Annotated in this window: 22 protein-coding genes; 9 read left to right on the top strand and 13 right to left on the bottom strand. The window is 73.9% G+C overall.

What is annotated here, in order from left to right; translation table 11 throughout:
- Positions 1-34: 34 nt before the first annotated feature.
- The 3 genes from ACK8GG_RS14370 to trmB all read right to left on the bottom strand — a co-directional run bounded on the left by ACK8GG_RS14370 (position 35) and on the right by trmB (position 4,287).
- Positions 35-706 (bottom strand): hypothetical protein, encoded by a 672-nt coding sequence (locus ACK8GG_RS14370; protein WP_440353740.1) that lies wholly within the window; start codon positions 704-706, stop codon positions 35-37.
- Positions 707-975: 269 nt separating this feature from the next.
- Positions 976-3,477, bottom strand: a complete 2,502-nt coding sequence (locus tag ACK8GG_RS14365; protein ID WP_440356529.1) for a DEAD/DEAH box helicase — start codon at positions 3,475-3,477, stop codon at positions 976-978.
- A 93-nt stretch (positions 3,478-3,570) separates the two neighbouring features.
- A complete protein-coding gene (gene trmB, locus ACK8GG_RS14360; protein WP_440353742.1) occupies positions 3,571-4,287 on the bottom strand; it encodes a tRNA (guanosine(46)-N7)-methyltransferase TrmB in 717 nt (238 codons plus the stop codon).
- Positions 4,288-4,441: 154 nt separating this feature from the next.
- Between trmB and ACK8GG_RS14355 the strand changes: the two genes are divergently transcribed.
- Both ACK8GG_RS14355 and ACK8GG_RS14350 read left to right on the top strand, forming a co-directional pair.
- Positions 4,442-4,957 carry a hypothetical protein gene (locus ACK8GG_RS14355; protein ID WP_440353743.1) on the top strand — a complete coding sequence of 172 codons (516 nt, stop codon included), beginning with the start codon at positions 4,442-4,444 and terminating at the stop codon, positions 4,955-4,957.
- Positions 4,958-4,967: 10 nt separating this feature from the next.
- Positions 4,968-5,630: a class F sortase gene (locus ACK8GG_RS14350; RefSeq protein WP_440356528.1), complete on the top strand. Its 663-nt coding sequence runs from the start codon at positions 4,968-4,970 to the stop codon at positions 5,628-5,630.
- Between the two features lie 77 nt (positions 5,631-5,707).
- Here the strand turns inward: ACK8GG_RS14350 and ACK8GG_RS14345 are convergent, their stop codons facing one another.
- Genes ACK8GG_RS14345 through ACK8GG_RS14335 form a run of 3 tightly spaced genes read right to left on the bottom strand, consistent with a single transcriptional unit; the run spans position 5,708 to position 7,795 of the window.
- Positions 5,708-6,025, bottom strand: a complete 318-nt coding sequence (locus ACK8GG_RS14345; protein WP_440350787.1) for an antibiotic biosynthesis monooxygenase family protein — start codon at positions 6,023-6,025, stop codon at positions 5,708-5,710.
- A 30-nt stretch (positions 6,026-6,055) separates the two neighbouring features.
- On the bottom strand, positions 6,056-6,835 hold the full coding sequence (locus ACK8GG_RS14340) for an exodeoxyribonuclease III (RefSeq protein WP_440356527.1): 780 nt from the start codon (positions 6,833-6,835) through the stop codon (positions 6,056-6,058).
- 36 nt (positions 6,836-6,871) lie between these two features.
- Positions 6,872-7,795 (bottom strand): proteasome assembly chaperone family protein, encoded by a 924-nt coding sequence (locus tag ACK8GG_RS14335; protein ID WP_440353746.1) that lies wholly within the window; start codon positions 7,793-7,795, stop codon positions 6,872-6,874.
- Positions 7,796-8,392: 597 nt separating this feature from the next.
- On the opposite strand from ACK8GG_RS14335, the gene ACK8GG_RS14330 reads away from it, so the two are divergent.
- Both ACK8GG_RS14330 and ACK8GG_RS14325 read left to right on the top strand, forming a co-directional pair.
- Positions 8,393-9,202, top strand: a complete 810-nt coding sequence (locus ACK8GG_RS14330) for a peptidase M23 (protein ID WP_440356526.1) — start codon at positions 8,393-8,395, stop codon at positions 9,200-9,202.
- A 180-nt stretch (positions 9,203-9,382) separates the two neighbouring features.
- Entirely contained in the window at positions 9,383-10,135 is a 753-nt protein-coding gene (locus ACK8GG_RS14325) for an EcsC family protein (protein WP_440356525.1), read from the top strand.
- 106 nt (positions 10,136-10,241) lie between these two features.
- Here ACK8GG_RS14325 and ACK8GG_RS14320 read toward each other — a convergent pair whose 3' ends face one another.
- The 5 genes from ACK8GG_RS14320 to ACK8GG_RS14300 are packed head-to-tail and all read right to left on the bottom strand — an operon-like array spanning position 10,242 to position 15,559.
- Positions 10,242-11,171, bottom strand: a complete 930-nt coding sequence (locus tag ACK8GG_RS14320) for an NAD-dependent epimerase/dehydratase family protein (protein ID WP_440356524.1) — start codon at positions 11,169-11,171, stop codon at positions 10,242-10,244.
- A complete protein-coding gene (locus ACK8GG_RS14315; RefSeq protein WP_440353750.1) occupies positions 11,171-12,307 on the bottom strand; it encodes a cytochrome P450 family protein in 1,137 nt (378 codons plus the stop codon). The genes ACK8GG_RS14320 and ACK8GG_RS14315 overlap by 1 nt, the downstream gene beginning before the upstream one ends.
- Entirely contained in the window at positions 12,304-13,797 is a 1,494-nt protein-coding gene (locus ACK8GG_RS14310; RefSeq protein WP_440353751.1) for an AMP-binding protein, read from the bottom strand. Before ACK8GG_RS14310 ends, ACK8GG_RS14315 begins: the two co-directional genes overlap by 4 nt.
- A complete protein-coding gene (locus tag ACK8GG_RS14305) occupies positions 13,797-14,534 on the bottom strand; it encodes a glycosyltransferase (RefSeq protein WP_440356523.1) in 738 nt (245 codons plus the stop codon). Before ACK8GG_RS14305 ends, ACK8GG_RS14310 begins: the two co-directional genes overlap by 1 nt.
- The gene (locus ACK8GG_RS14300; protein WP_440356522.1) at positions 14,531-15,559 is read right to left on the bottom strand and encodes a 3-oxoacyl-ACP synthase III family protein; all 1,029 of its coding nucleotides are present in this window, start codon (positions 15,557-15,559) and stop codon (positions 14,531-14,533) included. Before ACK8GG_RS14300 ends, ACK8GG_RS14305 begins: the two co-directional genes overlap by 4 nt.
- A 103-nt stretch (positions 15,560-15,662) precedes the next feature.
- Between ACK8GG_RS14300 and ACK8GG_RS14295 the strand changes: the two genes are divergently transcribed.
- The 4 genes from ACK8GG_RS14295 (at position 15,663) to ACK8GG_RS14280 (ending at position 19,253) form a co-directional block, all read left to right on the top strand.
- A complete protein-coding gene (locus tag ACK8GG_RS14295) occupies positions 15,663-15,932 on the top strand; it encodes a hypothetical protein (protein WP_440350778.1) in 270 nt (89 codons plus the stop codon).
- 13 nt (positions 15,933-15,945) lie between these two features.
- The gene (locus ACK8GG_RS14290) at positions 15,946-17,364 is read left to right on the top strand and encodes an NADP-dependent succinic semialdehyde dehydrogenase (protein WP_440350777.1); all 1,419 of its coding nucleotides are present in this window, start codon (positions 15,946-15,948) and stop codon (positions 17,362-17,364) included.
- Positions 17,365-17,445: 81 nt separating this feature from the next.
- Positions 17,446-18,411 (top strand): TIGR03885 family FMN-dependent LLM class oxidoreductase, encoded by a 966-nt coding sequence (locus ACK8GG_RS14285; RefSeq protein WP_440350776.1) that lies wholly within the window; start codon positions 17,446-17,448, stop codon positions 18,409-18,411.
- Positions 18,412-18,506: 95 nt separating this feature from the next.
- Positions 18,507-19,253 carry a PP2C family protein-serine/threonine phosphatase gene (locus ACK8GG_RS14280; protein WP_440350775.1) on the top strand — a complete coding sequence of 249 codons (747 nt, stop codon included), beginning with the start codon at positions 18,507-18,509 and terminating at the stop codon, positions 19,251-19,253.
- Here ACK8GG_RS14280 and hrpB read toward each other — a convergent pair.
- Together hrpB and ACK8GG_RS14270 are read right to left on the bottom strand one after the other, a co-directional pair.
- Positions 19,250-21,757 (bottom strand): ATP-dependent helicase HrpB, encoded by a 2,508-nt coding sequence (gene hrpB / locus ACK8GG_RS14275; protein ID WP_440356521.1) that lies wholly within the window; start codon positions 21,755-21,757, stop codon positions 19,250-19,252. The genes ACK8GG_RS14280 and hrpB overlap by 4 nt on opposite strands.
- A gap of 176 nt (positions 21,758-21,933) precedes the next feature.
- Complete coding sequence (locus tag ACK8GG_RS14270) at positions 21,934-22,764, bottom strand: SigB/SigF/SigG family RNA polymerase sigma factor (RefSeq protein ID WP_440353756.1); 831 nt, start codon at positions 22,762-22,764, stop codon at positions 21,934-21,936.
- Positions 22,765-23,228: 464 nt separating this feature from the next.
- On the opposite strand from ACK8GG_RS14270, the gene ACK8GG_RS14265 reads away from it, so the two are divergent.
- Positions 23,229-23,351 (top strand): hypothetical protein, encoded by a 123-nt coding sequence (locus ACK8GG_RS14265; protein WP_440351755.1) that lies wholly within the window; start codon positions 23,229-23,231, stop codon positions 23,349-23,351.

The raw sequence follows: 23,351 nt of genomic DNA, 5'->3' as shown, positions 1-23,351 counted from the left end.
CGGACCACCTGGGCCCGGCCGGCGCGCGGAAGGGTCAGGCGGCGGTGGACCAGATGGCGCGGAAGGCGGCTGCCTCGCCGGCGAGCCACTGCGCCACCTGTTCGGGGCGGACGGAATCAGGGAAGTGGTGGGTCGCTCCGCGCCGGATGTCGACCAGCACCGGCTCGGCGTGCGGGAGGACGTGGTCCATGTGCTGCCGCATCAGGTGCAGCGTGGCCAGCACCGTCTCGTCGCTCGGCGGCGCTTCGTCGAAGTAGAGCCGGACCGCTTCGGCGTGCCCGTCGGCGTAGCGCACCCCGAAGTGCGGATTGATCTTGACGGGAAGGTCGCCGAGCATGGCCAGGGCGTCGCGGGTGCGGACCAGGTCGACACCACGCGGGTCACCCAGCGACTCCAGGTACGCCAGGGCGCCCGGCACGAGTGTGGTGTAGAGCGGCTGCCAGCGGGGCTTGACCTCGTTGGCGATCCGCGTCAGGTGGGTGCCGCCGGTGTGGAAGGCGATGTCGGTCTTGAGGGCCTTGACGAACTGTCCGTGCGGGTTGAACCCGGAGCGGCTGGCGCGCTGCTTGCGCAGGCCACCGACGAAGCCGGCCTTGGCCGGTCCGGTCCGGTCGACGTATCGGGTGAAAGCGAGCAGAGTCGCGTACGGCGTGGGGGCGGCGATTGGTCCAGGGGTGGTGGGGCCAGGGGTGGTGGGCGCTGACACGGGCGTCCTCCCAAAGCTGTCGACCCGGCCGCGCAGCGGGGCGTCCCGCGGCGCGCGAAGAGATCCAAACGACCAGGTCAGGGGTTGTTTTAGTACACCCATTCTAATCGACGGAAGCCACTTAGGCCATCGAAATCGCCCCTGCTCTCCGCCCCGTCCGGTGGCAATCCAGCCGCAGACCGGACAGTCGCCGCTCCGACCTGACCGGAGACCGCCGGCAGCGCCGGCCGGCGGTCTCGGACGGCCTGGTCAGAGCCGGGCGAGGTCGGTCAGATCGGACCCACGTCCGTGATCCGCACGACCGCCGCGCCGGTCTCGTCGCTGGCGGCGAGGTCGACCTCGGCGGTGATCGCCCAGTCGTGGTTGCCGTCCGGGTCGTCGAGGGTCTGCCGTACGGTCCACGTCTGGCGCCCCTGCTCGATCGCCAGCAGCGCCGGACCGCGCGCGTCCGGGCCGATGCCGATCTCGCCGTACTCGGTGAAGTAGGGCTCGAGCGCCTCCCACCAGGCGTCGGCGGTCCAGCCGTCCGCGCCGTCGAGCTCGCCGAGGGTCTCCCAGCGGCGCAGGGCCGCCAGCTCCACCCGGCGGAAGAGCGCGTTGCGCACCAGCACCCGGAAGGCGCGTACGTTGCCGGTGACAGCCGGCGGCCGCTCGTCGATGACCTGCTGCTCCAGCACGGCGGTGGGGTTGCGCAGCCGCTCCCACTCGTCGATGAGGCTGGAGTCGACCTGACGGACCAGCTCGCCGAGCCACTCGATGAGGTCGATCAGCTCCTCGGTCTTGGCATCCTCGGGGACGGTCTGGCGCAGCGTCTTGAACGCGTCGGCGAGGTAGCGCAGCACCAGTCCTTCCGACCGGGACAGCCCGTAGAAGCTGACGTACTCGGTGAAGGTCATGGCGCGCTCGTACATGTCGCGCACCACCGACTTGGGCGACAGTTCGTAGTCGAGCACCCACGGGTGGCCGCGGCGGTACATGTCGTACGCGCCGTCGAGGAGTTCGGCCAGCGGCTTGGGGTAGGTCACCTCGTCGAGCAGTTCGAGGCGGGCCTCGTACTCGATCCCCTCGGCCTTCATCGCCGCGACCGCCTCGCCGCGGGCCTTGAACTGCTGCGCCGACAGGATCTGCCGCGGGTTGTCCAGGATCGACTCGATCACCGAGAGGACGTCCAGGGCGTACGAGGGTGACTCGGTGTCGAGCAGTTCGATGGCGGCCAGCGCGAACGGCGACAGCGGCTGGTTGAGGGCGAAGTCGAGCTGCAGGTCGACGGTGAGGCGGACCCGGCGGCCCTCCTCGTCGGGTTCGTCGAGGTGCTCCACCACGCCGCCGGCGAGCAGCGCCCGGTAGATCGCGATCGCCTGCCGGATGTGCTTGCGCTGCGCCGGGCGGTCCTCGTGGTTGTCGGTCAGCAGGTGCCGCATCGCGGCGAAGGCGTCGCCGGGGCGGCCGATGACGTTGAGCAGCATCGAGTGGCTGACGCCGAAGCTGGAGGTCAGCGGCTCCGGTTCGGCTTCCACCAGGCGTTCGAAGGTGGGCTGGCCCCAGCCGATCGAACCCTCCGGGGGCTTCTTGCGGACCACCTTGCGCCGCTTCTTCGGGTCGTCGCCGGCCTTGGCGAGAGCCTTCTCGTTCTCGATGACGTGATCCGGGGCCTGCACCACGACCCGGCCGATGGTGTCGTAGCCGGCCCGTCCGGCGCGGCCGGCGATCTGGTGGAACTCGCGGGCCTTGAGCAGCCGGGTCTTGACCCCGTCGTACTTGGACAGGGCAGTGAAGAGCACGGTGCGGATCGGCACGTTGATGCCGACGCCGAGGGTGTCGGTGCCACAGATGACCTTGAGCAGGCCGGCCTGGGCGAGGGTCTCCACCAGCCGCCGGTACTTCGGCAGCATCCCGGCGTGGTGTACGCCGATGCCGTGCCGGACCAGCCGCGACAGCGTCTTGCCGAAGCCGGAGGTGAAGCGGAAACCGCCGATCAGCTCGGCGATGGCGTCCTTCTCGGCCCGGGTGCAGACGTTGACGCTCATCAGCGCCTGGGCGCGTTCCAGGGCGGCGGCCTGGGTGAAGTGCACGACGTAGACCGGGGCCTGCCTGGTGGTGAGCAGCTCCTCCAGCGTCTCGTGCAGGGGAGTGGTCACGTAGGAGAAGATCAGCGGCACCGGCCGCTCGGCCGACTGGACCACCGCCGTGCTGCGCCCGGTACGCCGGGAGAGGTCGTCGACGAAGCGGGTGACGTCTCCCATCGTCGCCGACATCAGGATGAACTGCGCCTGCGGCAGCTCGATGAGCGGCACCTGCCACGCCCAGCCCCGGTCCGGCTCGGCATAGAAGTGGAACTCGTCCATGACCACCTGGCCGACGTCGGCCCGGGCGCCCTCGCGCAGCGCGATGTTCGCCAGCACCTCGGCGGTGCAGCAGATGATCGGCGCGTCCTCGTTGACGCTGGCGTCGCCGGTGAGCATGCCGACGTTGTTCGCCCCGAAGATCTCGCAGAGCGCGAAGAACTTCTCCGACACCAGTGCCTTGATCGGCGCGGTGTAGAAACTGGTGCGATTGTCGGCCAGGGCGGCGAAGTGGGCCGCGGTCGCCACCAGGCTCTTGCCCGAGCCGGTCGGCGTGTTCATGATCACGTTGGCGCCGGAGACGATCTCGATGACCGCCTCTTCCTGATGCGGATAGAGGGTGAGATCGCGGTTCTTGGCCCAGCCGGTGAACGCGTCGTAGAGGGCATCGGGTTCGGCGCTGTCCGGCAGCGCAGCAGTGAGCGTCATAGCGCTTCCATCGTGCCCGCCCGAGGTCACCGCGCGCCAGCCGGGTCCACGGCCCGTGCCCGCTCGGGGCCGCCACAGGATCGGGTGTGCCGCTCAGCGCCGCCGGAAGATCAGGTCGAAGATGTCGTGACCCGCGGTGGTGCCGCGCCGTTCGAACTTCGTCAGCGGCCGGTGCGCCGGGCGCGGCGCGTACCGGTCGGCGGTGTTGACCAGTTCCGGATCACCGCTGAGCGTCTCGTGCATCGCCTCGGCGTACTCGGCCCAGTCGGTCGCGCAGTGCAGCACCCCGCCGGGGGTGAGCCGGGAGCGCAGCAGCGCCACGTGCGCGGGCTGGATCAGCCGGCGCTTGTGGTGGCGGGCCTTCGGCCACGGGTCGGGGAAGAAGACGTGGATGGCGTCGAAACTGTCGGGCGCCACCGCAAAGCGGAGCAGGTCCAGCGCGTCGCCCTGGGCGATGCGCACGTTGCCCAGCCCCTGCTGCTCGGTCATCGCCAGCAGGTTCGCCACGCCGGGGGTGTGCACCTCCACCGCGAGGTAGTCGCGGTCCGGATCGGCGGCCGCCATCGCCGCCGTCGCGTCGCCCATCCCGGAGCCGATCTCCAGCACCACCGGGGCCCGTCGGCCGAAGAGCGCGACGAAGTCCAGCTCCGCCGCGGGCGCTGCGGGCACGACCAGCCCGTAGCGCGGCCAGAGCCGCTCCAGCGCGTCGTGGTGGCGGGCGGTCAGCCGTCCGCGTCGCGGGTGGAAGGTGCGGATGGGGCCGGGCAGGCGGGGCTCGGCGGGCGAGGGGAGTTCGTCGACGGTGCTCACAGCGCCACGAGCCTACGCGACCGCACCCGGTAAACCGATGTGATCTACGCCCGGTGATGAGAGGATGACAGCCGTACGGCAGGCCGGCAGGTGCGCCTGGCGGTCCGTCACCGGAGCAGATCACGCCGCAGCACGCCGATCGCCGGGAGGCACCATGGGGGCAGCCGCGCAGTACGCCCGGCCCCTGGTCGGCGCGCTCGTCCCGGTGGCGCTGCTGTTGTTCGGCGCCGCCCCGGCCGCCGCCGCCGACATCTCGGTACGGGTCACCCCCGGCACCGTGCAGGCCGGTTCACTCGTCGGCATCCAGGGCAGTTGTCGTGCCAACACCGCCCCGGCGACCGTCACCTCCGACGCCTTCGGGACGGTGACGCTGCAACCGCAGGGTGGCGTGCTCACCGCGGCGGCCGCGGTGCCGGCGACCACCGAACCCGGGATGTACTCGGTGCGCCTCGACTGCCCCGACAGCCTCGACGCCGCGACAATGCTGCAGGTGCTCGCCTCCGGGCAGCCCGCCCAGGGCCCGGCGACCGGCTTCGGTGGCGGGGAAGGCTCCGGGGCGCAGCGCTGGCTGCTGCTCGTCGGGCTGCTCAGCACCGTCGCCGGTCTGGTACTCGGTGGCGCCTGGCTGCGCGCCCACCCACCCCGGCCGATCCGCGGCCTGCAGCGGTGACCGGGCGCTGATGGCCCGCGCGTCGGCCCCCGTACGCAGCCGACCCGGCCGCGCCGCGGCACCCGAACGCGGCCGTTCCTGGATCGGTCCGCTCGCGATCGTCCTGGTCTTTCTCGGCATCTTCTCCACCGGCGCGGGTCTCGGCCGCTCGGCGAACTGGCCCGGCTGGCGGCTCGGTGGCGGCGACGACACGGCGGCCGACGCCCGTGGCGCGAGTGCTCCGGTACGCATCAGCATCGCCCGCATCGGCGTCGACGCGCCGGTGATCCCGGTGGGGCTGGCGGCCGACAACTCCATCGCCGTGCCGCCGCTGGAACGGCACGAGGAGACCGGCTGGTACGACCGCGGACCCGCGCCGGGCCAGGACGGACCCGCGATCATCGTGGGTCACGCCGACACCCGGACGGGTCCGTCGGTCTTTCACGAAGTGCCACAGCTGCGCCGGGGTGACCGCATCGAGGTCGTCCGCGGCGACCGGGGCGTGGTGGTCTTCCAGGTCGAGACGGTCGAGCACTTCCCCAAGGACGGTCTGCCGGCCGAGCGTGTCTACAGCGACTTCAGCCGGCCCGGGCTGCGCCTGATCACCTGCGGCGGTGAGTGGATCGGCGGCAGCATCGGCTACCGCGACAACATCGTCGCCTTCGCCTCCCTGGTCGGCCGCCGCGACCCGTGACCGGACCGGCGACTGCTACGCCGGGACCCGGTCGGCCTGGCCGTCGTCGCGATCCGTGACCGGACCGTCCGATCGGATCAGGCCGGCCCGATCTGCTGGACGACCTCGAACTCCAGCAGGCTCGCGCCGGTGGCGACCGGCTTGCGGGGTGCCTCGCCCTCGGTGCCGGCGTGCGCGGCCCGCGCCGGGCCGTTCGCCCACGCCTGGTACGCCTCTTCGCTCTCCCACCGGGTGTAGACGAAGTAGCGGGTGTCGCCGGCGACGGGGCGCAGCAGTTCGAAGCCGAGGAAGCCGGGGGAGTTCTGCACCGCGCCCTGGCGGGCGGCGAAGCGGCGCTCCAGCTCGGCGCCGGCCTCGGCGGGGACCTCGATAGCGTTGATCTTCACGACAGCCATGTGGTCAGCCTAGCCTCGCGGCACCGGCCCTCACACCGGCTCCAGGTCCACCACGATCGGCGCGTGGTCGGAGGGCCCCTTGCCCTTGCGGGCCTCGCGGTCGACGTAGGCGCCCCGTACGGCGTCGGCGAAGGCGGCGTTGGCGTACACCAGGTCGATGCGCATGCCCTTGTTCTGGTGGAACATCCCGGCCCGGTAGTCCCAGTAGGTGAAGGGGTGTGGCCCCTTCATCGGCACCGGCACGACGTCGACCAGGCCGAGGTCGCGCAGCCGCGCGAGGGCGGCCCGCTCCTGCGGGGTGACGTGGGTGGACTCGGTGAACAGCGCCGGGTCCCAGACGTCGGCGTCGGTGGGGGCGACGTTGTAGTCGCCGCAGACCGCCAGCGGGCGGTCGGCGTCCCACTCGGCGGCGAGCGCGTCGCGCAGCCCGGCCAGCCAGGCCAGCTTGTAGCCGAAGTGCGGGGAGTCCGGAATCCGGCCGTTGGGCACGTAGACCGACCAGATCCGCACCCCGCCGCAGGTGGCGGCGACCGACCGGGCCTCGGGTTCCGGGAAGCCGGGCTCGTCGGCGAAGCCCGCCTGGACGGCCTCCAGCCCGACCCGGGACAGGATCGCCACGCCGTTCCACCGGCCGTCGCCGTGACTGGCCACCTCGTAGCCCAGGGCGGCGACCTCGGCCCGCGGGAAGGCCGCCTCGGCGCACTTGGTCTCCTGCAGGCAGACCACGTCCGGCGCGGTCGCTGCCAGCCAGTCGAGCAGCCGGGGCAGCCGGGCCTTGATCGAGTTGACGTTCCAGGTGGCGACGCGCATCGCTCCAGCGTGCCTCATCGGCGCCGCCGGCGCCGCTCAGCCGGCGGGAGTGTCGCCCGGCGGTGGGCTCTGCTCGGCGAGGAAGCGTTCGAGTTCGGCGGCGAGTTCGTCGGCGGTGGGCAGCGGCCGGGCATCGTCGGCCAGCAGGCTCGGCTTGGAACGGCCGCGCAGGAACGCGTCGTACTGCTCCTCGAGGGTCTGCACGAGAGTGGCGGCCTCGTCGGACTGGGCGACCTGCTGGTCGATGGTGACCCGCATCTCCTCGGCCTCGCCGCGCAGTGTCTCGGTGGGCAGCATCAGCCCGGTGGCGCGGGAGACGGAGGTGAGCAGCTTCTCGGCGGCGGCCGGGTACTCGCCCTGCGCCACGTAGTGCGGCACGTGCGCGGAGAACCCCAACGCGTCACGACCCTGCTCGCCGAGGCGGAACTCGAGCAGGTGCCCGGCGCTGGCCGGCACCTGTACCCGCTGCAGCCACGCCTCGTGGCCCACGATCAGCTCGGGCCGGGTCGCGTGGGCGGTGACACCGACGGGGCGGGTGTGCGGGACCGCCATCGGAATGGCGCCGATGCCGACGGTCAGCCGTACGCCCAGGCGGCTGATCAGGGCCGAGACGGCGGCGACGAAGCGTTCCCACTGCAGGTCCGGCTCGGGCCCGCTGAGCAGCAGGAAGCGGGTTTCGGCATCGTCGTGCAGCAGGTCCAGGCGCAGCTGCGGGGCGTCATAGCCGCTCCAGTGGTCCTCGGTGAACGACATCATCGGCCGGCGGGACCGGTAGTCGTACATCTGGTCCAGGTCGAAGGTGGCGATCGGCCTCGTCTCGAGGCTGCGCAGCAGCTGTTCCCGCGCGGTGCGGGCGGCAGCACCGGCGTCGACGAAGCCGGCGAGCGCGTGGATCAGCACCGGCTGTCCCAGGTCCGGCACATCGTCGGTCAGTTCGTACAGTGCGTGCGGATCGAGCATCCGACACCTCCTTCAGGGCGCGGCGGTCGCCCCGGGCGGGGCCCGGCAGCGACTCGCTCCCGACATCTTGGTGCATCGCCTCGGCGGGTCGCGCCCGGGCCGAGGGGTGCGCCCACCTGCCGGTCGCGATGGCGTGCTCCCGCTGGGGCCGACGACACGGTCGGCCGATCGGCCCGGGGCGGCTCGGATGATCGGCGGAAGGTGACGATCATGCAGCGCCGAGTGATAATCCCGGGGATATCATCCCGTCTGGTGTTGATTCGGGGTGAATTACCGGAAAGCCGGGCCCGTCCCGGTTGCCCGGGGCCGCCCCCGAGCTGATTCGACTGACCGGTTAATCAGGCAAAGATGTGGCGAGAGGCACGAGATCACTCTGTGTAATCGCAGCCTGGCTGGACCTAGCCTCGTGGAATGCGTGACGACCACACTCTCGACGACCAGCAGCTGGCCCCCGCCTCCACTGGCCGTTCGGATGAGGCCCCCTCGTCCGAGCAGGTTGGCCGAACTGCCCCCGGCAACCCGGAGCAAGCGCGGCAGGGCCTGACCGACCGGAACCCTTCACGTGCCCTTACCCGGCTCACCACGGCGGGTAACCGCATGGCCGCCGCCCTGCGCGGCGTGCCGAAGCTCCTCGGCGACGGGGAGAAGGCACGGGTGGCGATCGCCGCCGGCGCGATCTGCTGCCTCGGCCTCGCCTCGTTCGCCCAGACCTCCACCGAGGTGACGGGCGATACCGCCCAGCCGGATGTCTTCGCGGCCTACAGCGAGCGGGAGGTGGCCGAGCGGGCCGTCGACCGCAGCCTGGACCGCAGCCTGCCGGACACCCTCGCGCCCGAGTCGGCGGCGCCCGAGTCGACCGCGCCGGCGGCAGAGGGCGGCGACCCCGACCTGGCCGGCTCCGAGCCGGCCACGGAGCCCGCCCCGGAGCCGGAGCCCGAGCCCGAGCCGCAGGTCGTGGACCCGGGCCCGGTGGCCGGCCTGACCGCCGCCCAGATGGACAACGCCAAGGCGATCGTGCGTACCGGCCGGGACATGGGCGTGGAGCGGCGCGGTCTGATCATCGCGGTCGCCACCGCCATGCAGGAGAGCAACCTCTACAACCTGGCCAGCGGCGTGGTGCCGGAATCGACCAACCACCCGAACCAGGGCGTCGGCTGGGACCACGACTCCGTCGGCCTCTTCCAGCAGCGGGCCAGCACCGGCTGGGGCCCGGTGCACAAGCTGATGGACCCGGCGTACGCCACCCAGCAGTTCCTGCACGCGCTCCAGCGCGTCCCCGGCTGGCAGCAGATGCGGCTGACCGCGGCGGCGCAGGCGGTCCAGGTCTCGGCCTACCCGGACCACTACGCCAAGCACGAGGCACGGGCGACCCAGGTCGTGGACGCGATCGTGCCCGGCTGGAACTGATCCCCCTACCGCGACAACGTGCGGCCCGTCCCCTAACCGGAGGCGGGCCGCACGTCTGTCCGGCCCGCCTCCGGCTCGTCCGGACGATGTGGAACGGGTGTGCCATCGTCGGCACGCGGGTATTCCCGCGGCACGCCTGGCGCCGAATCCTCGCGCCGGCCGACGAGCACGGAGGCGACCATGCCCGAACCCGTCAGCGACGAATCCGCCCCGTCCACCATGGTCCCGGCGTCCACCGGCGACGCCGGTGAGGTGACGACCGGCGACGCCACGGAGACCGGCGACGCGCTGGAGATCGCCGGCCCGCCCGACGGCCTCTGGGCGCGGATGAAGGCCGATCCCACGTACGCGCCGGAGCACCTGGCGCTGGAGGCCGTCCGCCGGTTCGGCCCGGAGGCCGCCGAATGGGCGGCGCGCATGCGGGCCGCCCGCCCCGGGATCACCCCCGACGCGCTCGCCGACCTGGCAGTCGGCCGCTTCCTGCGCCGGGCCCGACTCTCGGGCGCGGTCTCCGGAGCCGCCGGGATCGTCGGCGCGGTGGCCGACGTGGGCGTGCTCGCCTGGACCCAGAGCCGCATGGTGCTGCACATCGCCGCCGCCTACGGCGCCGACCCCACCCACGCCGACCGCGCCACCGACCTGCTGGTGCTGCAGAAGGTGCACGGCGCGGCGCAGAGCGCCCGGCTGGCTCTCGGGGTGGCGGTGGGGCGGCGGCGGCTCGCCGAGATGGCGGGCCGTGGCGGGCTCGGCGTCTCCGTCGCCCGGCTCGGCGTCAAGCTCGCCCAGATGGCCGGCCTGCGCGCCGCCCACCGGGTCTTCGCCAAGGTCGTCCCCGGCGCGGCCGTCATCCTCGGCACCTGGGCCAACTCCTCGGCCACCCGCGACCTTGCCCGGCGGGCCCGCGACCACTACCGGACCGGACGCACCGGCTGACGGCCGCAGTGGCCGGGCGGCCCGCGATCCGGCCGCAGTGGCCGGGCGTCGCCCCGGGTGGGCCCGGCGGCGTCCGGTCCGGCCGCAGTGGCCGGGCGCTGTCGGCTCAGGCCGGGCGCGCCCCGCCTTCGGTGAGGAAGTCGGCGAAGCAGCGGCGCGGCCGGTAGCCGGCAGCCAGTGCCCGCTCGATCGAGAGCACCACCGGATGCGCCACCTGGTCGACGGCGTAGCGGGTCAGCCCCGGCGCGGCACCGGCCAGCCGGGACAGCCGGGTCACGGCCGTCGCGGCCGCGAACGCCAGCGGCACCGGCACGTGCCCGACCCGGATGACCCGTCCGGTCGCCGCCTGCGCCGCCGCCCGGATCGTCTCGTCGCGCCGGTAGGGCCGCGCGTCGGTGATGTTGTACGCCCCCGGACGCCACCCCAGCGCCGCCAGGCAGGCGTCGGCGAGGTTCTCCACCGCCGTCAGGCTCAGCTCGCCGTCCGGGCCGGGCAGCAGGATCCGCCCGGCCCGGACCGCCCGCAGCAGCCGGGGCAGCAGATGCGGGTCGCCCCGCCCGTAAACCGCCCGGGGCCGCAGTACGACCGCCCCCGATCGAAGCGCCAGGGCCTCGCCCGCCGCCTTCGTCCGGCCGTACGCGGTCAGCTGCCCGCCGATCGGGTGCTCCTCGGTGAGCCGCGGTGCCCGGACCCGGGGGTCGTAGACGCTCGCGCTGCTCACCCAGACGAGCGGGCGGGCACCGAGGGCGTCGAGCAGCCGCGCGGTCCCGTCGACGTTGACCGCGGTGAAGTCCCGCTCAATGACGTGGCCCGGCACCGGATCACCGACCGCCGCGGCCAGGTGCAGCACCGCGTCCACTCCGGACAGATCCGGTGGCCCGGCTGCCGCGTCCCAGTGGACGTGCCGCCCCACCGGACCCGGGCGCCGCCCCAGGCAGCGCACGTCGGCACCGGCCGCCGCAGCCCGCCGGGCCACCTCCGCACCGCAGAAGCCGCTCGCGCCGGTCACCGCGACCCGCAGCCCCGCCAGGGTCATCACAGCACCGCCCGTACGGTCAGCGTCGCCCAGCCCGGCAGCGCCGCCCGCCGGTCGACCCGGGCCCGCACCACCACCGGCCGGTACGGCGCCAGGGCGGCCAGCAGATCGTCGAGCTGGGCCCGGGCCAGCCGGGCGCCGGGGCAGGCGTGGGAGCCCGCGCCGAAGACCAGTTGGGAGACGTGCGGCGGCGCCGGATCGGTGGCGTCGGGATCGCGCCGGTGCGCGTCCACGGCGTGCCGGGCCACCAGGATCAGCTTGTCGCCGGCGCGTACCCGGACCCGGCCGAGTTCGGCGGAGCCGGCGGCGACCCGGGGAAAGAGCGGACTCGGCGCGGTGACCCGCAGCAGCTCGGTGACCAGCGCCGGCCGCAGCCGCGCGTCGGCGGCGGCGGACCACAGGTCGTCGTCGGCGCACCAGGCGACGGCGCGGGGCAGCGCGGCGACGGTGGTGTTGACCGCGGCCACCGCCAGCATCGCCGCCAGCGGGCCGTCCGCGCCGGCGGCGGTCAGCGCGGTGAGCCGCTCGGCGGCGCGGCGGGCCGACCGGGCCGCGCCGGGGCGGGGCAGGCCGGGCAGCTGCTCGTGGGCGGTCGCCGCCGCGGCGTCGCGCGCGGCACGGGCCAGCCGGACCGGATCGGTCTCCAGTTCCAGCAGCGCCGCGGTCGTCGCGCCGGCGAGCAGCGCCGCGAGTGCCACCATCTCCACCTCGCCGCCGTCGGCGAGCGGTGCGAGTTCGCGGTCGAGCAGCGACGTCCAGACCGGACGGAGCCGGGCCACCCCCGCGGCGCCGAGCCCGTCGGCCACCCGGCGCCGGGTCTGCCGGTGCGCCGTGCCGGCCTGATCGAAGAGCGTGCCGTCGATCTCCAGCCGGTTCGCCGTGCCGCCGGTGGTGCCGGCGGCGGTGCGGTCCAGCGGCACCCGGGTCAGCGCGTCGGCGCAGGCCTGGCGGTCGTTGACGACGACCGTGCGGCCCAGCCGCAGCACCGGGGCCCGGCGCAGCAGCGCCAGCAGCGGGAAGAGCACCGGGTGGCTGCGCAGGTAGACGCGCCGGTCCCGCCGCCGGGCCGGCCCGCCGCGGCGAGGCCGGTCGCGGTGCCCGCACTGATCGACGCCGCTCGCGTCCAGGGCGCTCATGCCGCGTCCGCATCCGTGCTCAGGCCGGCCGCGCCGGTCGTCAGGCGGGCCGCGAGCCGGGCGGCGGCCGCCCGGTCCGGTTTGCGGGACCGCCCGGCGGTCGGCACCTCGGCGAAGAGCACCGCGTCGGGGCGGCCGGCGCCCATCGCGGCGAGCACCGGGGCGAGCCGGGCACGCAACCGCGCCGGATCGGCGCCCGGCTGCGGCTCCACCACGGCCACCAGCCGCTCGTCGCCGTCGCCGGCCGGTGTGCCGACCAGCACCGCCAGGTTCACCCCGGGGACGTGCAGCGCCGGCTCGTAGAGCCCGGGATAGATGTTCTCGGCGGCCCGCAGGATCATGTCCTTGGCACGGCCGGCGAGCACCAGCCGCGTACCGTCGAACCGGGCGATGTCGCCGGTGGCGACCAGCTCGAAAGGGTCGCCGCCGAGATAGCGGTGGGCGCGGCCCGGGCCGTCCAGCAGCAGCTTGCCGTCGGCGTCGAGCACCGCCCGCACCCCCGGCAGTGGGGCGCCGACGAGGTCGCCCTCGCCGGTGAACGCCGACTTCTCCCGGGACTCCACGGCCGCGGCGGGAAAGAGCTCGGTCAGCGCGTAGACCCCCCACGCCTGCTCGGCGCCCGCGGCGCGCAGGCGGGTCAGCAGCTCCGCGCTGACCGGCGCGGAGCCGCTGTAGAAGCGGCCGGACAGTCGCGGCGATACGGCCAGCAGCGCCCGGGCCTGCGGCGGGGTCAGATACGTCGCCTGTGGAACGAGCCGGGCCGCCTGACGGGCCAGCAGCCGGGCCGAGCGGGCCGGCCGGGCGACCGGGGCGCCGCAGGCCAGCGCCGGCACCAGCACGAAGAACATCCCGCCCAGCACCGGCAGGTCCGGCAGCGGCCGCACCAGATCGGCGACCGCCCGCATGCCGGCGGCGAGGCCACTGCGGCGGTGCACCACCGCCCGTGGGCTGCTGGTCGTGCCGGAGGTGAAGATGACCACCGCGTCGGTGTCGCCGTCGTGCCGCGCCGGCACCGGGCCGGTCGCCGGCGCCAGCACCGGGGCGCAGCCGGGCAGCCGGCGGCCGATCGTGCGCACCGGACCCAGCTCGGCCAGGCGCGGCAGGTCGAGCTGCGCACGGCGGGCCAGCGGACGCGCCCAGCCGGCCACCGCCTGGGCGGCGGCGTCGGCGACGACCAGCGCCGGGGCGGCCAGCTTCAACCGGGCCCGCAGCACGTCGGCGCCGGCGCTCGGGTCGAGCACCGCGATGCGCAGACCGAGCCGGTCGGCGGCGAGCATCAGCGCCAGCGCCCGTCCGCCGGGCAGCACCGCGACCCCGATCGTGTCACCGGCGCGCAGCCCCTGCCGGTGCAGCGCGACGGCGTACCCGTCGGCGAGGGCGGCGAGTTCGCCGCGGCGCAGCATCACCGTGGGACGGCCGCTGCGGGCGACGCCGAGCAGGGCCGGACGGTCGGCGTCGCGGCGCAGGGTGGCGTGCAGTTCGTCGAACATCAGCGCGGATCCGGGGTGAGCCGGCCGGCACCGCGGTCCAGATACCAGCCGGCGGAGCGGCGCAGCCCGTACGCGCGCAGCCGCCGGGTCGAGTTCTCCACCACCATGTCGCGTACCGGGTGGATCGCCGCGCTGACCCGGCGGACCCGGTTGAGGAACGTCCGGTCGGTGGGGGAGGGGCGCCGGGGCATCCCGCCGCAGGCGGCGTAGAGCGCGGCGGTGATGCCCATGTTGTTGCCCGCGTGCATCCGGTACGGCACCAGGTACTCCCGCCGGCGGTGCGCCGGGCGCCAGCGACCGAAGAAGGCCGCCACCGCCACCACCACCCGGAAACCGGCGCGCCCGAGCGGACCGTGCTCGTCGCGGCGGGCGACCAGCCGGCCGCAGACCATCTCGGCGCCCGCGCCGAAGGCGGCTCGTCCGGCGGCGACCCAGCCGGGCTGGGGCAGGCAGTCGGCGTCGGTGCGCAGCAGCAGCCGCGCCCCCGCGGCGGCGGCGTGCCGGAAACCGGTGTCCACCGCGGCGCCCACGCCCTTCTGTGGTTCGTGCACCAGCCGTACCGGCATCGGCGCGCCGGCGGCGAAGTCGCCGACCACCTGCGCGGTGCCGTCGGTGGAGCCGTTGTCGACCACCAGCAGGGTGAAGTCGAGATCGGTCTGCGCGGCCAGCGCCGCCAGGGTGTCACCGAGCCGGGCCTGCTCGTTGTACGCCGGCACCACCACCCAGAGCGCGGTCACGACTTCTCCCAGACCATCGTCATCAGGCTGATCCCGCCGCCGAGCCCGACCATCAGCACCCGGTCGCCGCGGCGCAGCGACGGGGCGATGCGGGCCAGTTGCAGGCCGATCGTGGCGCTGGCCAGGTTGCCGAACTCCGTCACCGTCACCTCGAGCTTCTCCTTCGGTACGCCGGTCACCTCCACGAAGCGCTCCAGGTAGGGGAGCGTCACCTGGTGCACCAGCACCTTGGCGTAGTCGTCCCAGCCGAAGCCGGTGCGCGTGCGTACCCGGTACAGGATGTCGGCGCCGACCTCTTCGAAGACCCGGCGCAGCGCGTGCCCGTCGCCCTGGAAGTAGGTGTGCTCGTCGCCGCGCGGATGCCGGGAGCCGCCGCCGGGGATGCCGCCGACCGTCCAGTGCTCCGAGAAGGTCTCGGTGTCGACGTCGACGATGCCGCCGGTGTCGACCTCCTCCAGCACGACCGCTGCGCCCGCGTCGCCGAAGGTGAAACCGGCGAACGCGGCGCGGGCCTCGGCGAGGCTGCCGACCCGCCGGCGCATGGAGCGTGTCGGTGTCTCACCGGTCACCACCAGCGCCCGCCGGGCCCGCCCGGCGAGGATCAGCGAACGGGCCAGGTCGATGCCGTTGAGGAAGCTGTTGCAGGCGTTGGTGACGTCCAGAGCGTGTGCCCGGCTGCCCAGTTCGGCCTGGACGATGTGGGCGGTCGCGGGCTCCACCATGTCCCTGCTGGCCGAGGCGAAGAGCAGCAGGTCGACATCGGCCGGGGTCAGCCGCGCCGCGGCCAGCGCCTGCCGGGCGGCCCGTACGGCCAGCGTCGAGGCGTACTCGTCGTCGGCGGCGACGCGGCGGCGCATGATGCCGGTCATCCGGGTCACCATGCCCGGTGGCAGCCGCAGGTCGTTCTCGGCGGCGAGGCGCTGCTGGAGTTGCTCGCTGGTCAGCACCGTCTCCGGCAGGCTCGATCCGACGGCGGTGATGCCGACCCGGGGGGCCTGCCGCGGGTGCGGGCTCGGTTGGATCATGTGTGCAGTTTTCCGTGACCACCGCATCGGGGGATGAGTAGGCATGCTCAGTGGCCGAGGAGCGGACAGGTTAACCGGCAGTCACCTGGGGTAGTTCGCCCAGATGGCAGCGAGACAGCAGCCCCGCGGGGCAAAAGGGACGGTAGGGCATCCTTACAGCGCGTTGAATCTACGGCTGGTGCTGGCGACGTTCGGACTCGTCATCTGCACCGTCTTCGGAGTGCTGGCACTCTGGGCCGACCTGGTCGTGCTCGCGATCGTGCTCTTCGTGCTCGCGGCGGTGGCGGTCGTGGATCTGATCATCATTCAGCGTCGGCGCGCCGCCCGGCGCCGCGCCGAGCCCCCGGGCACGAAGCACTCACTCTTCGAGTGACAGGAGTACCACCATGTCGATAGCCACCACCAATCCCGCCACCGGCGAGGTGCTCAAGACCTTCGACGCCGCGACCCCGGCGGAGATCGACGCCGCCATCGGCCGCGCCGAAAGCGCCTTCCACACCCTTCGCGGCACGACGCTCGAGCAGCGCGCCGGCTGGCTCAACGCCGCCGCGGACCTGCTCGACGCCGAGCGTGACGAGGTGGCGCGGACCATGACCACCGAGATGGGCAAGACGTACGCCTCGGCCCGCGCCGAGGTCGGCAAGTGCGCCGCCGGCGCCCGCTACTACGCCGCCAACGCGGCGGGGTTCCTCGCCGACGAGCCGGCCGACGCCCCCGCGGTGGGGGCCCGGCGGGCGTTCGTCCGGTACTCCCCGATCGGCCCGGTGCTCGCGGTCATGCCCTGGAATTTCCCCCTCTGGCAGGTGATGCGCTTCGCCGCGCCGGCGCTGATGGCGGGCAACACCGGCCTGCTCAAGCACGCCTCGAACGTGCCCCAGACCGCTCTCTACCTCGGTGACCTGTTCACCCGTGCCGGTTTCCCGGCAGGCGCTTTCGCCACCCTGCTGATCGGCTCCGCCGCGGTGGAGCAGGTCCTCACCGATCCCCGGGTCCGGGCGGCCACCCTGACCGGCAGCGAGGGGGCGGGCCGGTCCGTCGCGCAGATCGCCGGCCGGGAGTTGAAGAAGACCGTGCTGGAACTCGGCGGCAGTGACCCGTTCGTGGTGATGCCCTCGGCGGATCTGGACGCCGCGGCCGAGGTGGCGACCACGGCCCGCTGCCAGAACAACGGCCAGTCCTGCATCGCCGCGAAGCGCTTCATCGTGCACACCGATGTCTACGACGACTTCGCCGAGCGGTTCACCCGGCGGATGGCGGCGCTGCGGGTCGGCGACCCGATGGCCGACACCACCGACGTCGGGCCCCTCGCGACCGAGCAGGGCCGCGACGATGTCGCCGCCCAGATCCGCGACGCCGTCGAGGCGGGCGCCACCGTGCTGACCGGCGGAGTGGCGCCGGAGCGCCCCGGCTGGTGGTACCCGCCGACTGTGGTGGCCGACCTGACACCGCGGATGCGGATGTGGCAGGAAGAGGTCTTCGGGCCGGTCGCCGGGCTCTACCGGGCGGCCGACTACGACGAGGCGATCGCCCTGGCCAACGGCACCGGTTTCGGCCTCGGCGCCAACGCCTGGACCCGGGACGAGCAGGAGCAGCAGCGCTTCATCGCCGACCTGGACGCCGGCAACGTCTTCATCAACGGGATGACGACGTCGTACCCGCAACTGCCCTTCGGCGGGGTGAAGAACTCCGGCTACGGCCGCGAGCTGTCGGCGCTGGGGATGCGGGAGTTCTGCAACGTCAAGACGGTCTGGGTCGGCGGCGAGCAGGCCACGCCCGGTCCCGGCGCCGGCCACGCCAACGAGTGACGCGCCCGGCCGGGGCCGATCTGGTCCCGGCCGGATTCGCAGGAGCATGGCCCGCTGCCGGGGCGGGTAGGGAACGTGGGCATGACGGTCTTCGGATTCCACGCATCCCACGAACAGATCGACCCGGCGGCGCTGCTGACAGCGGTGATCCGGGCCGAGGAGGCCGGCTTCGACGCCGCCATGTGCTCGGACCACTTCTCGCCGTGGAGCGAACGGCAGGGACAGTCGGGCTTCGCCTGGTCCTGGCTCGGCGCCGCGCTGCAGGCCACCACGCTCCCCTTCGGGGTGGTCAACGCGCCCGGCCAGCGCTACCACCCGGCGATCATCGCGCAGGCGATCGGCACCCTCGGGCAGATGTACCCGGGCCGGTTCTGGGCGGCGCTGGGCAGCGGGGAGGCGATCAACGAGCACATCACCGGCGACCCGTGGCCGCGCAAGGAGGAGCGGATGGACCGGCTGCGCGAATGCGTCGACGTCATCCGGGACCTCCTCGCCGGTGAGGAGGTCAACCACGACGGCCTGGTCACCGTCGACCAGGCCCGGCTCTGGAGCCGCCCGCAGCAGCCCCCGGCCCTCATCGGCGCTGCCGTGAGCACCTCCACCGCCGAGTGGTGCGCGGAGTGGGCCGACGGGCTGATCACCGTCAACGCGCCGCTGCCGTACCTGCGTGACATGATCTCCAGCTACCGCGACGCCGGCGGCCGGGGACCGCTCTACCTGCAGGTCCACCTGAGCTGGGCGGCGGACGACGAGGCGGCGCGCAAGCTCGCGTACGAGCAGTGGCGCAGCAACGTCTTCGACCCGCCGGTCTCCTGGGACCTTCCGCTGACCGAGCACTTCGACGTGACCAGTGAACGGATCTCGATGGAACAGCTCGCCGAGGTCGTCAACATCTCGGCCGATCCGGCCCGGCACGTCGGCTGGCTGGAGAGCTACCTGGAGTGCGGCTTCGACGGGCTCTACCTGCACCACGTCGGTCAGGAGCAGGCCGGTTTCATCGACACCTTCGGATCGCAGGTGCTGCCCAAGCTCCGTGCGCACGGATGACCGGTACCGTCGAACCGCCTTCGGCGGCAGTGAGATTTGCCGTGCCGGGCGACCTGATGCAGACAAGCCGGGCCGGGGCTGGCAGGCTTCCTGCCATGACCCTGAAGTTGCGTTCGGTGGCCGGCAGCGACCGCGGCCTGATCCGCAGCGGAAACCAGGACGCCGTGTACGCCGGCGAGTGGCTGGTCGGGGTGGCCGACGGCATGGGCGGAATGGCCGCCGGTGACCTGGCGAGCGCGGTGACCATCGAGGCCGTACGCGTGCTCGACGTGCCCGTTCCGGAGGAGGCGCTGGTCGCCGCCCTGCAACAGGGCATCGCCACCGCACAGGCCCGCATCCGTGACGCGGTGGCCGAGGACCCGGAGCGGCAGGGGATGGGCACAACCCTCACCGCGCTGCTGCTGGCCCGCTCCGGTACCTGCCTCGCGCTGGCCCACGTCGGCGATTCCCGGGCCTACCTGCTGCGCGGTGGTGTGCTCAAGCAGGTGACCCGGGACGACACTTTCGTGCAGATGCTGCTCGACCAGGGGCTGATCAGCCCGGAGGAGGCGGCCCACCATCCACGGCGGGCAGTGGTCACCCAGGCGTTGCAGGGCTCCGAGGTCTCCCCGTCGTACGCGACGATGGTGCCGCGGGCGGGGGACCGCTGGCTGCTCTGCAGTGACGGCCTGTCGAACGTGGTCAGCGCGGACGCGATGGCCGAGACGCTCGGTTCGCAGCCGGACCGGGATGCCTGCGTGCGGCGGCTGATCGAGCTGGCGCTGCAGGGCGGCGGGCCGGACAACATCAGCGTGGTGGTGGCCGACGTGGTCGCCGAGCCGGAGCAGCCGGGGGCGGTCTAACGGCGCGGAGTGGTTCGCCGGGTCGGCGCCGCCGTGCCCGGGTCGGCGGGCCACGGATGCCGGGGGTAGCGTCCGCGCAGCTCCCCGCGCACCTGCGGGTATCCGGTACGCCAGAACGACGGCAGGTCCCCGGTGACGGCCACCGGCCGGCCGGCGGGGGAGAGCAGGTGCAGCACCACCGGCACCCGCCCGTCGCCGACGCGGGGCGTGGTCTGCCAGCCGAAGGTCTCCTGGAGCTTCACCGCCAGCACCGGCGCCGCCGGGTCGGCGTAGTCCAACCGGATCCGTGATCCGCTCGGCACCGCGATGCGCTCCGGCGCCACCTCGTCGAGGCGGGCGGCGAGCTGCCAGGGCAGCAGCCGTCGCAGGGCGGTGGGGACGTCGACCCGGCCGAGGTCGGCGCGGCGCCGGGCCCGGGACAGCTCCGGGCCGAGCCACTGGGGGGCCGCCGCCAGCAGGGCGTCGTCGTCCATGCCAGGCCAGGGGTCGCCGAGCACCCGGTGGCAGAACGCCAACCGTTCGCGCAGCGCCCGGGCGGCCGGGGTCCAGTCGAGCAGGTCGAGCCCTTCCTGTTCCAGCCCGCGTAGCAGCGCGGCGGTGATCGCGGCCCGGTCGGGGCGGGTCAGCGGGTGTTCGTCGACGACGATGGCGCCGACGCGGGTGCTGGTCCGCGCCCGGACGTCACCGTCGACCCAGTCGACCTGTGCCACGGTGTGCCGCATGGCACCGGCCACGGTCAGCGCGGTCGCCTCGTCGAGCGCGGCGGCGAGCCGGATCCGGGCGGACCGTCCCCCGGGGGCGCGGTCGGCCACGGCGACGGCGAGCCAGCCGGCGCCGGTCAGGGCCGACCCGGGCGTGAGATCGGCGGCGGTGCCGCCGGCCATCAGGTAGGTCGCGCCGCCCGGTTGGCGGGCCCGGGCGAGTCGTTCCGGGTGCGCCAGTGCCACCACCAGGGCGGCGGCGAGGTCGTCGGGCAGTCCGGCCGGCGACGGCCGCGGCGCGGCCGGCAGGGTGGCGCGCAGCCGGCGGATCTCGGCGCGCCACCGCGCGGTGGCGGCCGGATCACTGCCGGCGCGCAGGGCGCGCCAGGCGGCGGCGAGGTCGTCTCCGCGGCCGGACACCTCCTCGGAGAGGAGGGCGACGATCTCCACGGCCCGGTCGGTGCCGACCTCGGCTGCCCCGTCGAGCAGCGCGCGGGCCAGGCGGGGATGGGTGCCGGTCGCGGCCATCGCCCGGCCGCGGGCGGTCGCGCGGCCGGTTTCGTCGACCGCGCCGAGCGTGGTGAGGCTCGCCCGGGCCAGTCGCATCGCCGTTGGCGGCGGGGCGTCGAGCAGGGGCAGGTTGCTGCCGTCCGGATCGCCCCAGCAGGCCAGGTGCAGTGCGAAGCCGGTGAGGTCGGCGGCGGCGACCTCCGGTTCCGGCTGGGCGGCGAGCCGTTCGTGGTGGGCGGCCGGCCAGCACCGGTAGGCGTGCCCGGGGGCTTCCCGGCCGGCGCGGCCGGCGCGCTGTTCGGCGGTGGCCCGGGACACCGGCACGGTGACCAGCCCGCCGAGCCCGCGGCCGTGGTCCATCCGGGCGACGCGGGCCAGGCCGGAGTCGACCACGACGCGGACACCGGGAACGGTGAGGCTGGTTTCGGCGACCGCTGTGGCGAGGACGACGCGCCGGTGCGCCGACGGGCGCAGCGCGGCGTCCTGCTCCCGCCCGGACTGGCGTCCGTGCAGCGGGAGCAGGGCGATGTCGGGCAGGCCGGAGAGCCGGGAGCGCACCCCGGCGATCTCGCCGGCGCCCGGCAGGAAGACGAGCACGTCGCCCTCCTGTTCGTGCAGCGCCCGCCGGACGGTGGCGGCGATGTGGTCGAGCAGCCCGGGCGCGACGCGGACGCCGTCGCCGGGGCGCACCGACGCCGGTGGCGGCGCCCAGACCGACGTGACCGGATGCAGTGCGGAGCGGGCGGTGATCACGGGAGCGGGCCGGCCGGGGCCGCCGAGCAGCTCCGCGAGGGGCTCGGTGGCGGCGGTGGCCGACATGGCGAGCAGCCGCAGGTCGGGACGGAGCGCCGACCGGGCTTCGACCGCGAAGGCGAGCGCCAGGTCGGCGTCGAGCTGGCGCTCGTGGCATTCGTCGAGCAGGACGGCCGCGGTGCCGGGCAGCTCCGGGTCGTGCTGGAGGCGGCGCAGCAGCAGGCCGGTGGTGACCACCTCGATGCGGGTCGCCGCGCTGGTGCGCCGCTCGCCGCGCACCGCGTACCCGACCGTCGCGCCGACCTCTTCGCCGAGCAGGAACGCCATCCGGCGGGCCGCCGCCCGGGCGGCGATGCGGCGGGGCTGGGCGATCACGATGCGGCCGTCGAACGCCTCGGCGAGGACCAGGGGGGTGAGCGTGGTCTTCCCGGTGCCCGGCGGCGCGACCAGGATCGCCGTGCCGGCCTCGGTGAGGGCGGCGGTGACGGCGGGCAGCACGTCCGCGACGGGCAGACCGGTGATGGTTCGCGCAGCAGGCACGCTGCCAGTCTGCCCCGTCGCGTCCGCTGCGACCCAGCGGCGGGGGTCGTCGGCTCTGCCCGGTCGCGTCCGGTGCGACGCAGCGGCGGGGGTCGACGGCCCGGCAGTGGCGGGGCCGGACATGGCGGTGGCCGGGTCCGCCGACCCGGCCACCGCCGCACCCACCCCGTCGGGGTCTAGTAGGTCTCGCTCAGCTGTCCGCGCAGCTTGGTCAGCGCGCGGGCGAGCAGCCGGGAGACGTGCATCTGGGAGACACCGATCTGCTCGGCGATCTGCGACTGGGTGAGGTTGCCGTAGAAGCGCAGCGTGAGGATCTTCTGCTCGCGCTCGTCCAGGGTGGCCAGCGCCGGGCCGAGGGCCACGCGCAGCTCGGCGAGTTCGAACTCGCCGTCCTCACCGCCGAGCATGTCGCCGAGCTCGGTGGCGCGCTCACCGTCGCCGGTGGGCGTCGAGAGCGAGACGGCGTTGTACGCGCGGGCGCCCTCCAGGCCCTCCAGGACCTCTTCCTCGGTGAGCTTGAGGTGGGCGGCGATGTCGGCGACCGTCGGCGAACGGCCGAGAGTCTGCAGCAGGGAGCTGTTCGCCTCGGAGATGCTCAGCCGCAGCTCCTGCAGGCGCCGGGGCACCCGGATGTCCCAGGTGCGGTCACGGAAGTGACGCTTGAGCTCACCGATGATCGTGGGAATGGCGTAACCGGCGAAGTCGACGCCGCGGGTCGGGTCGAACTTGTCGATCGCCTTGATCAGGCCGACCGCCGCGGTCTGCGCCAGGTCGTCGGTCGGCTCGCCCCGCCCGCTGTAGCGGTGGGCCAGGTGGTTGGCCAGGGGGAGCCAGGCCTCGATGGCGCGTTCCCGCAACCGCGGGCGGGAGGGGTGACCGGCGGGGAGAGCGGCCATCGCATTGAGCAGATCGGCAGCGGTGTCGGTCAGTGCCCGGGGGTCCAGTGCGGTGGCCTTGGTTGCCGGCTCGGTCGTGGCCGCCCGGTCGGTGGTCGTTGGCGCGCTCATGGGGGTCCTTCCCTGCACCTCGTCCGTGGGACGGACGTGTCGCTTCGGTTGGATGGGTGTCGTTCGTCAGCAAGCTTCAGATGATCGGCAAGGTCAGGCTGGCCGTTCAGAGCCAAACCCTAACCTGATCGGCTCACGGAAATCTACCCGAACGGCTGATGGATAAAGGTTATTTATCACGTGGTAACCGCATGAACCGGACAGAAGTCGCCGGATTTGTTACCTCCATCGCTCGGGTGGCCCTCGACGCAGCTGCTCTCCGGCGGGACTGAGGTGACATGGATCGCCCGAGGGCGGCGGACCGTCGGGGTTTCCGTCGGCGCAGGGGGGTAACCCCATGTCGGGCCGATGCGGCCGGCGCGCATGTGTGGACGGGCCCGGTGGAGCCGGCGGACGGGTCACGCCGCGGACGCGTACGGCAGGGGAGGTCGGCCCGTTCCAAGGGAAGACCGAGGGAGGCCGGAATGCAGACTCAGCCGACGGACACGACCGACGCTCCGGAGCGGGTGGAGAGCGAAGGCGGCGCCCTGCTGGCAGTGCTGGTCATGGTGGTGCTCGGGCTGGCAGGGATCTTCGCCGTGTCGTGA

Origin of the sequence: Melissospora conviva (assembly GCF_049523535.1) — a bacterium.
GTDB lineage: Bacteria > Actinomycetota > Actinomycetes > Mycobacteriales > Micromonosporaceae > Melissospora > Melissospora conviva.
Note: the sequence above shows the minus strand (reverse complement) of the source record. Positions and strands in the feature narration are given on the sequence as shown.

Coding starts and splice junctions, on each gene's coding strand:
- ACK8GG_RS14365 (WP_440356529.1), bottom strand. CDS start 3,477: ATGACGCTCACTGCTGCGCTGCCGGACAGCGCCGAACCCGATGCCCTC.
- ACK8GG_RS14355 (WP_440353743.1), top strand. CDS start 4,442: ATGGGGGCAGCCGCGCAGTACGCCCGGCCCCTGGTCGGCGCGCTCGTC.
- ACK8GG_RS14350 (WP_440356528.1), top strand. CDS start 4,968: ATGGCCCGCGCGTCGGCCCCCGTACGCAGCCGACCCGGCCGCGCCGCG.
- ACK8GG_RS14345 (WP_440350787.1), bottom strand. CDS start 6,025: ATGGCTGTCGTGAAGATCAACGCTATCGAGGTCCCCGCCGAGGCCGGC.
- ACK8GG_RS14340 (WP_440356527.1), bottom strand. CDS start 6,835: ATGCGCGTCGCCACCTGGAACGTCAACTCGATCAAGGCCCGGCTGCCC.
- ACK8GG_RS14335 (WP_440353746.1), bottom strand. CDS start 7,795: ATGCTCGATCCGCACGCACTGTACGAACTGACCGACGATGTGCCGGAC.
- ACK8GG_RS14330 (WP_440356526.1), top strand. CDS start 8,393: ATGGCCGCCGCCCTGCGCGGCGTGCCGAAGCTCCTCGGCGACGGGGAG.
- ACK8GG_RS14325 (WP_440356525.1), top strand. CDS start 9,383: ATGCCCGAACCCGTCAGCGACGAATCCGCCCCGTCCACCATGGTCCCG.
- ACK8GG_RS14320 (WP_440356524.1), bottom strand. CDS start 11,171: ATGACCCTGGCGGGGCTGCGGGTCGCGGTGACCGGCGCGAGCGGCTTC.
- ACK8GG_RS14315 (WP_440353750.1), bottom strand. CDS start 12,307: ATGAGCGCCCTGGACGCGAGCGGCGTCGATCAGTGCGGGCACCGCGAC.
- ACK8GG_RS14310 (WP_440353751.1), bottom strand. CDS start 13,797: ATGTTCGACGAACTGCACGCCACCCTGCGCCGCGACGCCGACCGTCCG.
- ACK8GG_RS14300 (WP_440356522.1), bottom strand. CDS start 15,559: ATGATCCAACCGAGCCCGCACCCGCGGCAGGCCCCCCGGGTCGGCATC.
- ACK8GG_RS14295 (WP_440350778.1), top strand. CDS start 15,663: ATGGCAGCGAGACAGCAGCCCCGCGGGGCAAAAGGGACGGTAGGGCAT.
- ACK8GG_RS14290 (WP_440350777.1), top strand. CDS start 15,946: ATGTCGATAGCCACCACCAATCCCGCCACCGGCGAGGTGCTCAAGACC.
- ACK8GG_RS14285 (WP_440350776.1), top strand. CDS start 17,446: ATGACGGTCTTCGGATTCCACGCATCCCACGAACAGATCGACCCGGCG.
- ACK8GG_RS14280 (WP_440350775.1), top strand. CDS start 18,507: ATGACCCTGAAGTTGCGTTCGGTGGCCGGCAGCGACCGCGGCCTGATC.
- ACK8GG_RS14270 (WP_440353756.1), bottom strand. CDS start 22,764: ATGAGCGCGCCAACGACCACCGACCGGGCGGCCACGACCGAGCCGGCA.
- ACK8GG_RS14265 (WP_440351755.1), top strand. CDS start 23,229: ATGCAGACTCAGCCGACGGACACGACCGACGCTCCGGAGCGGGTGGAG.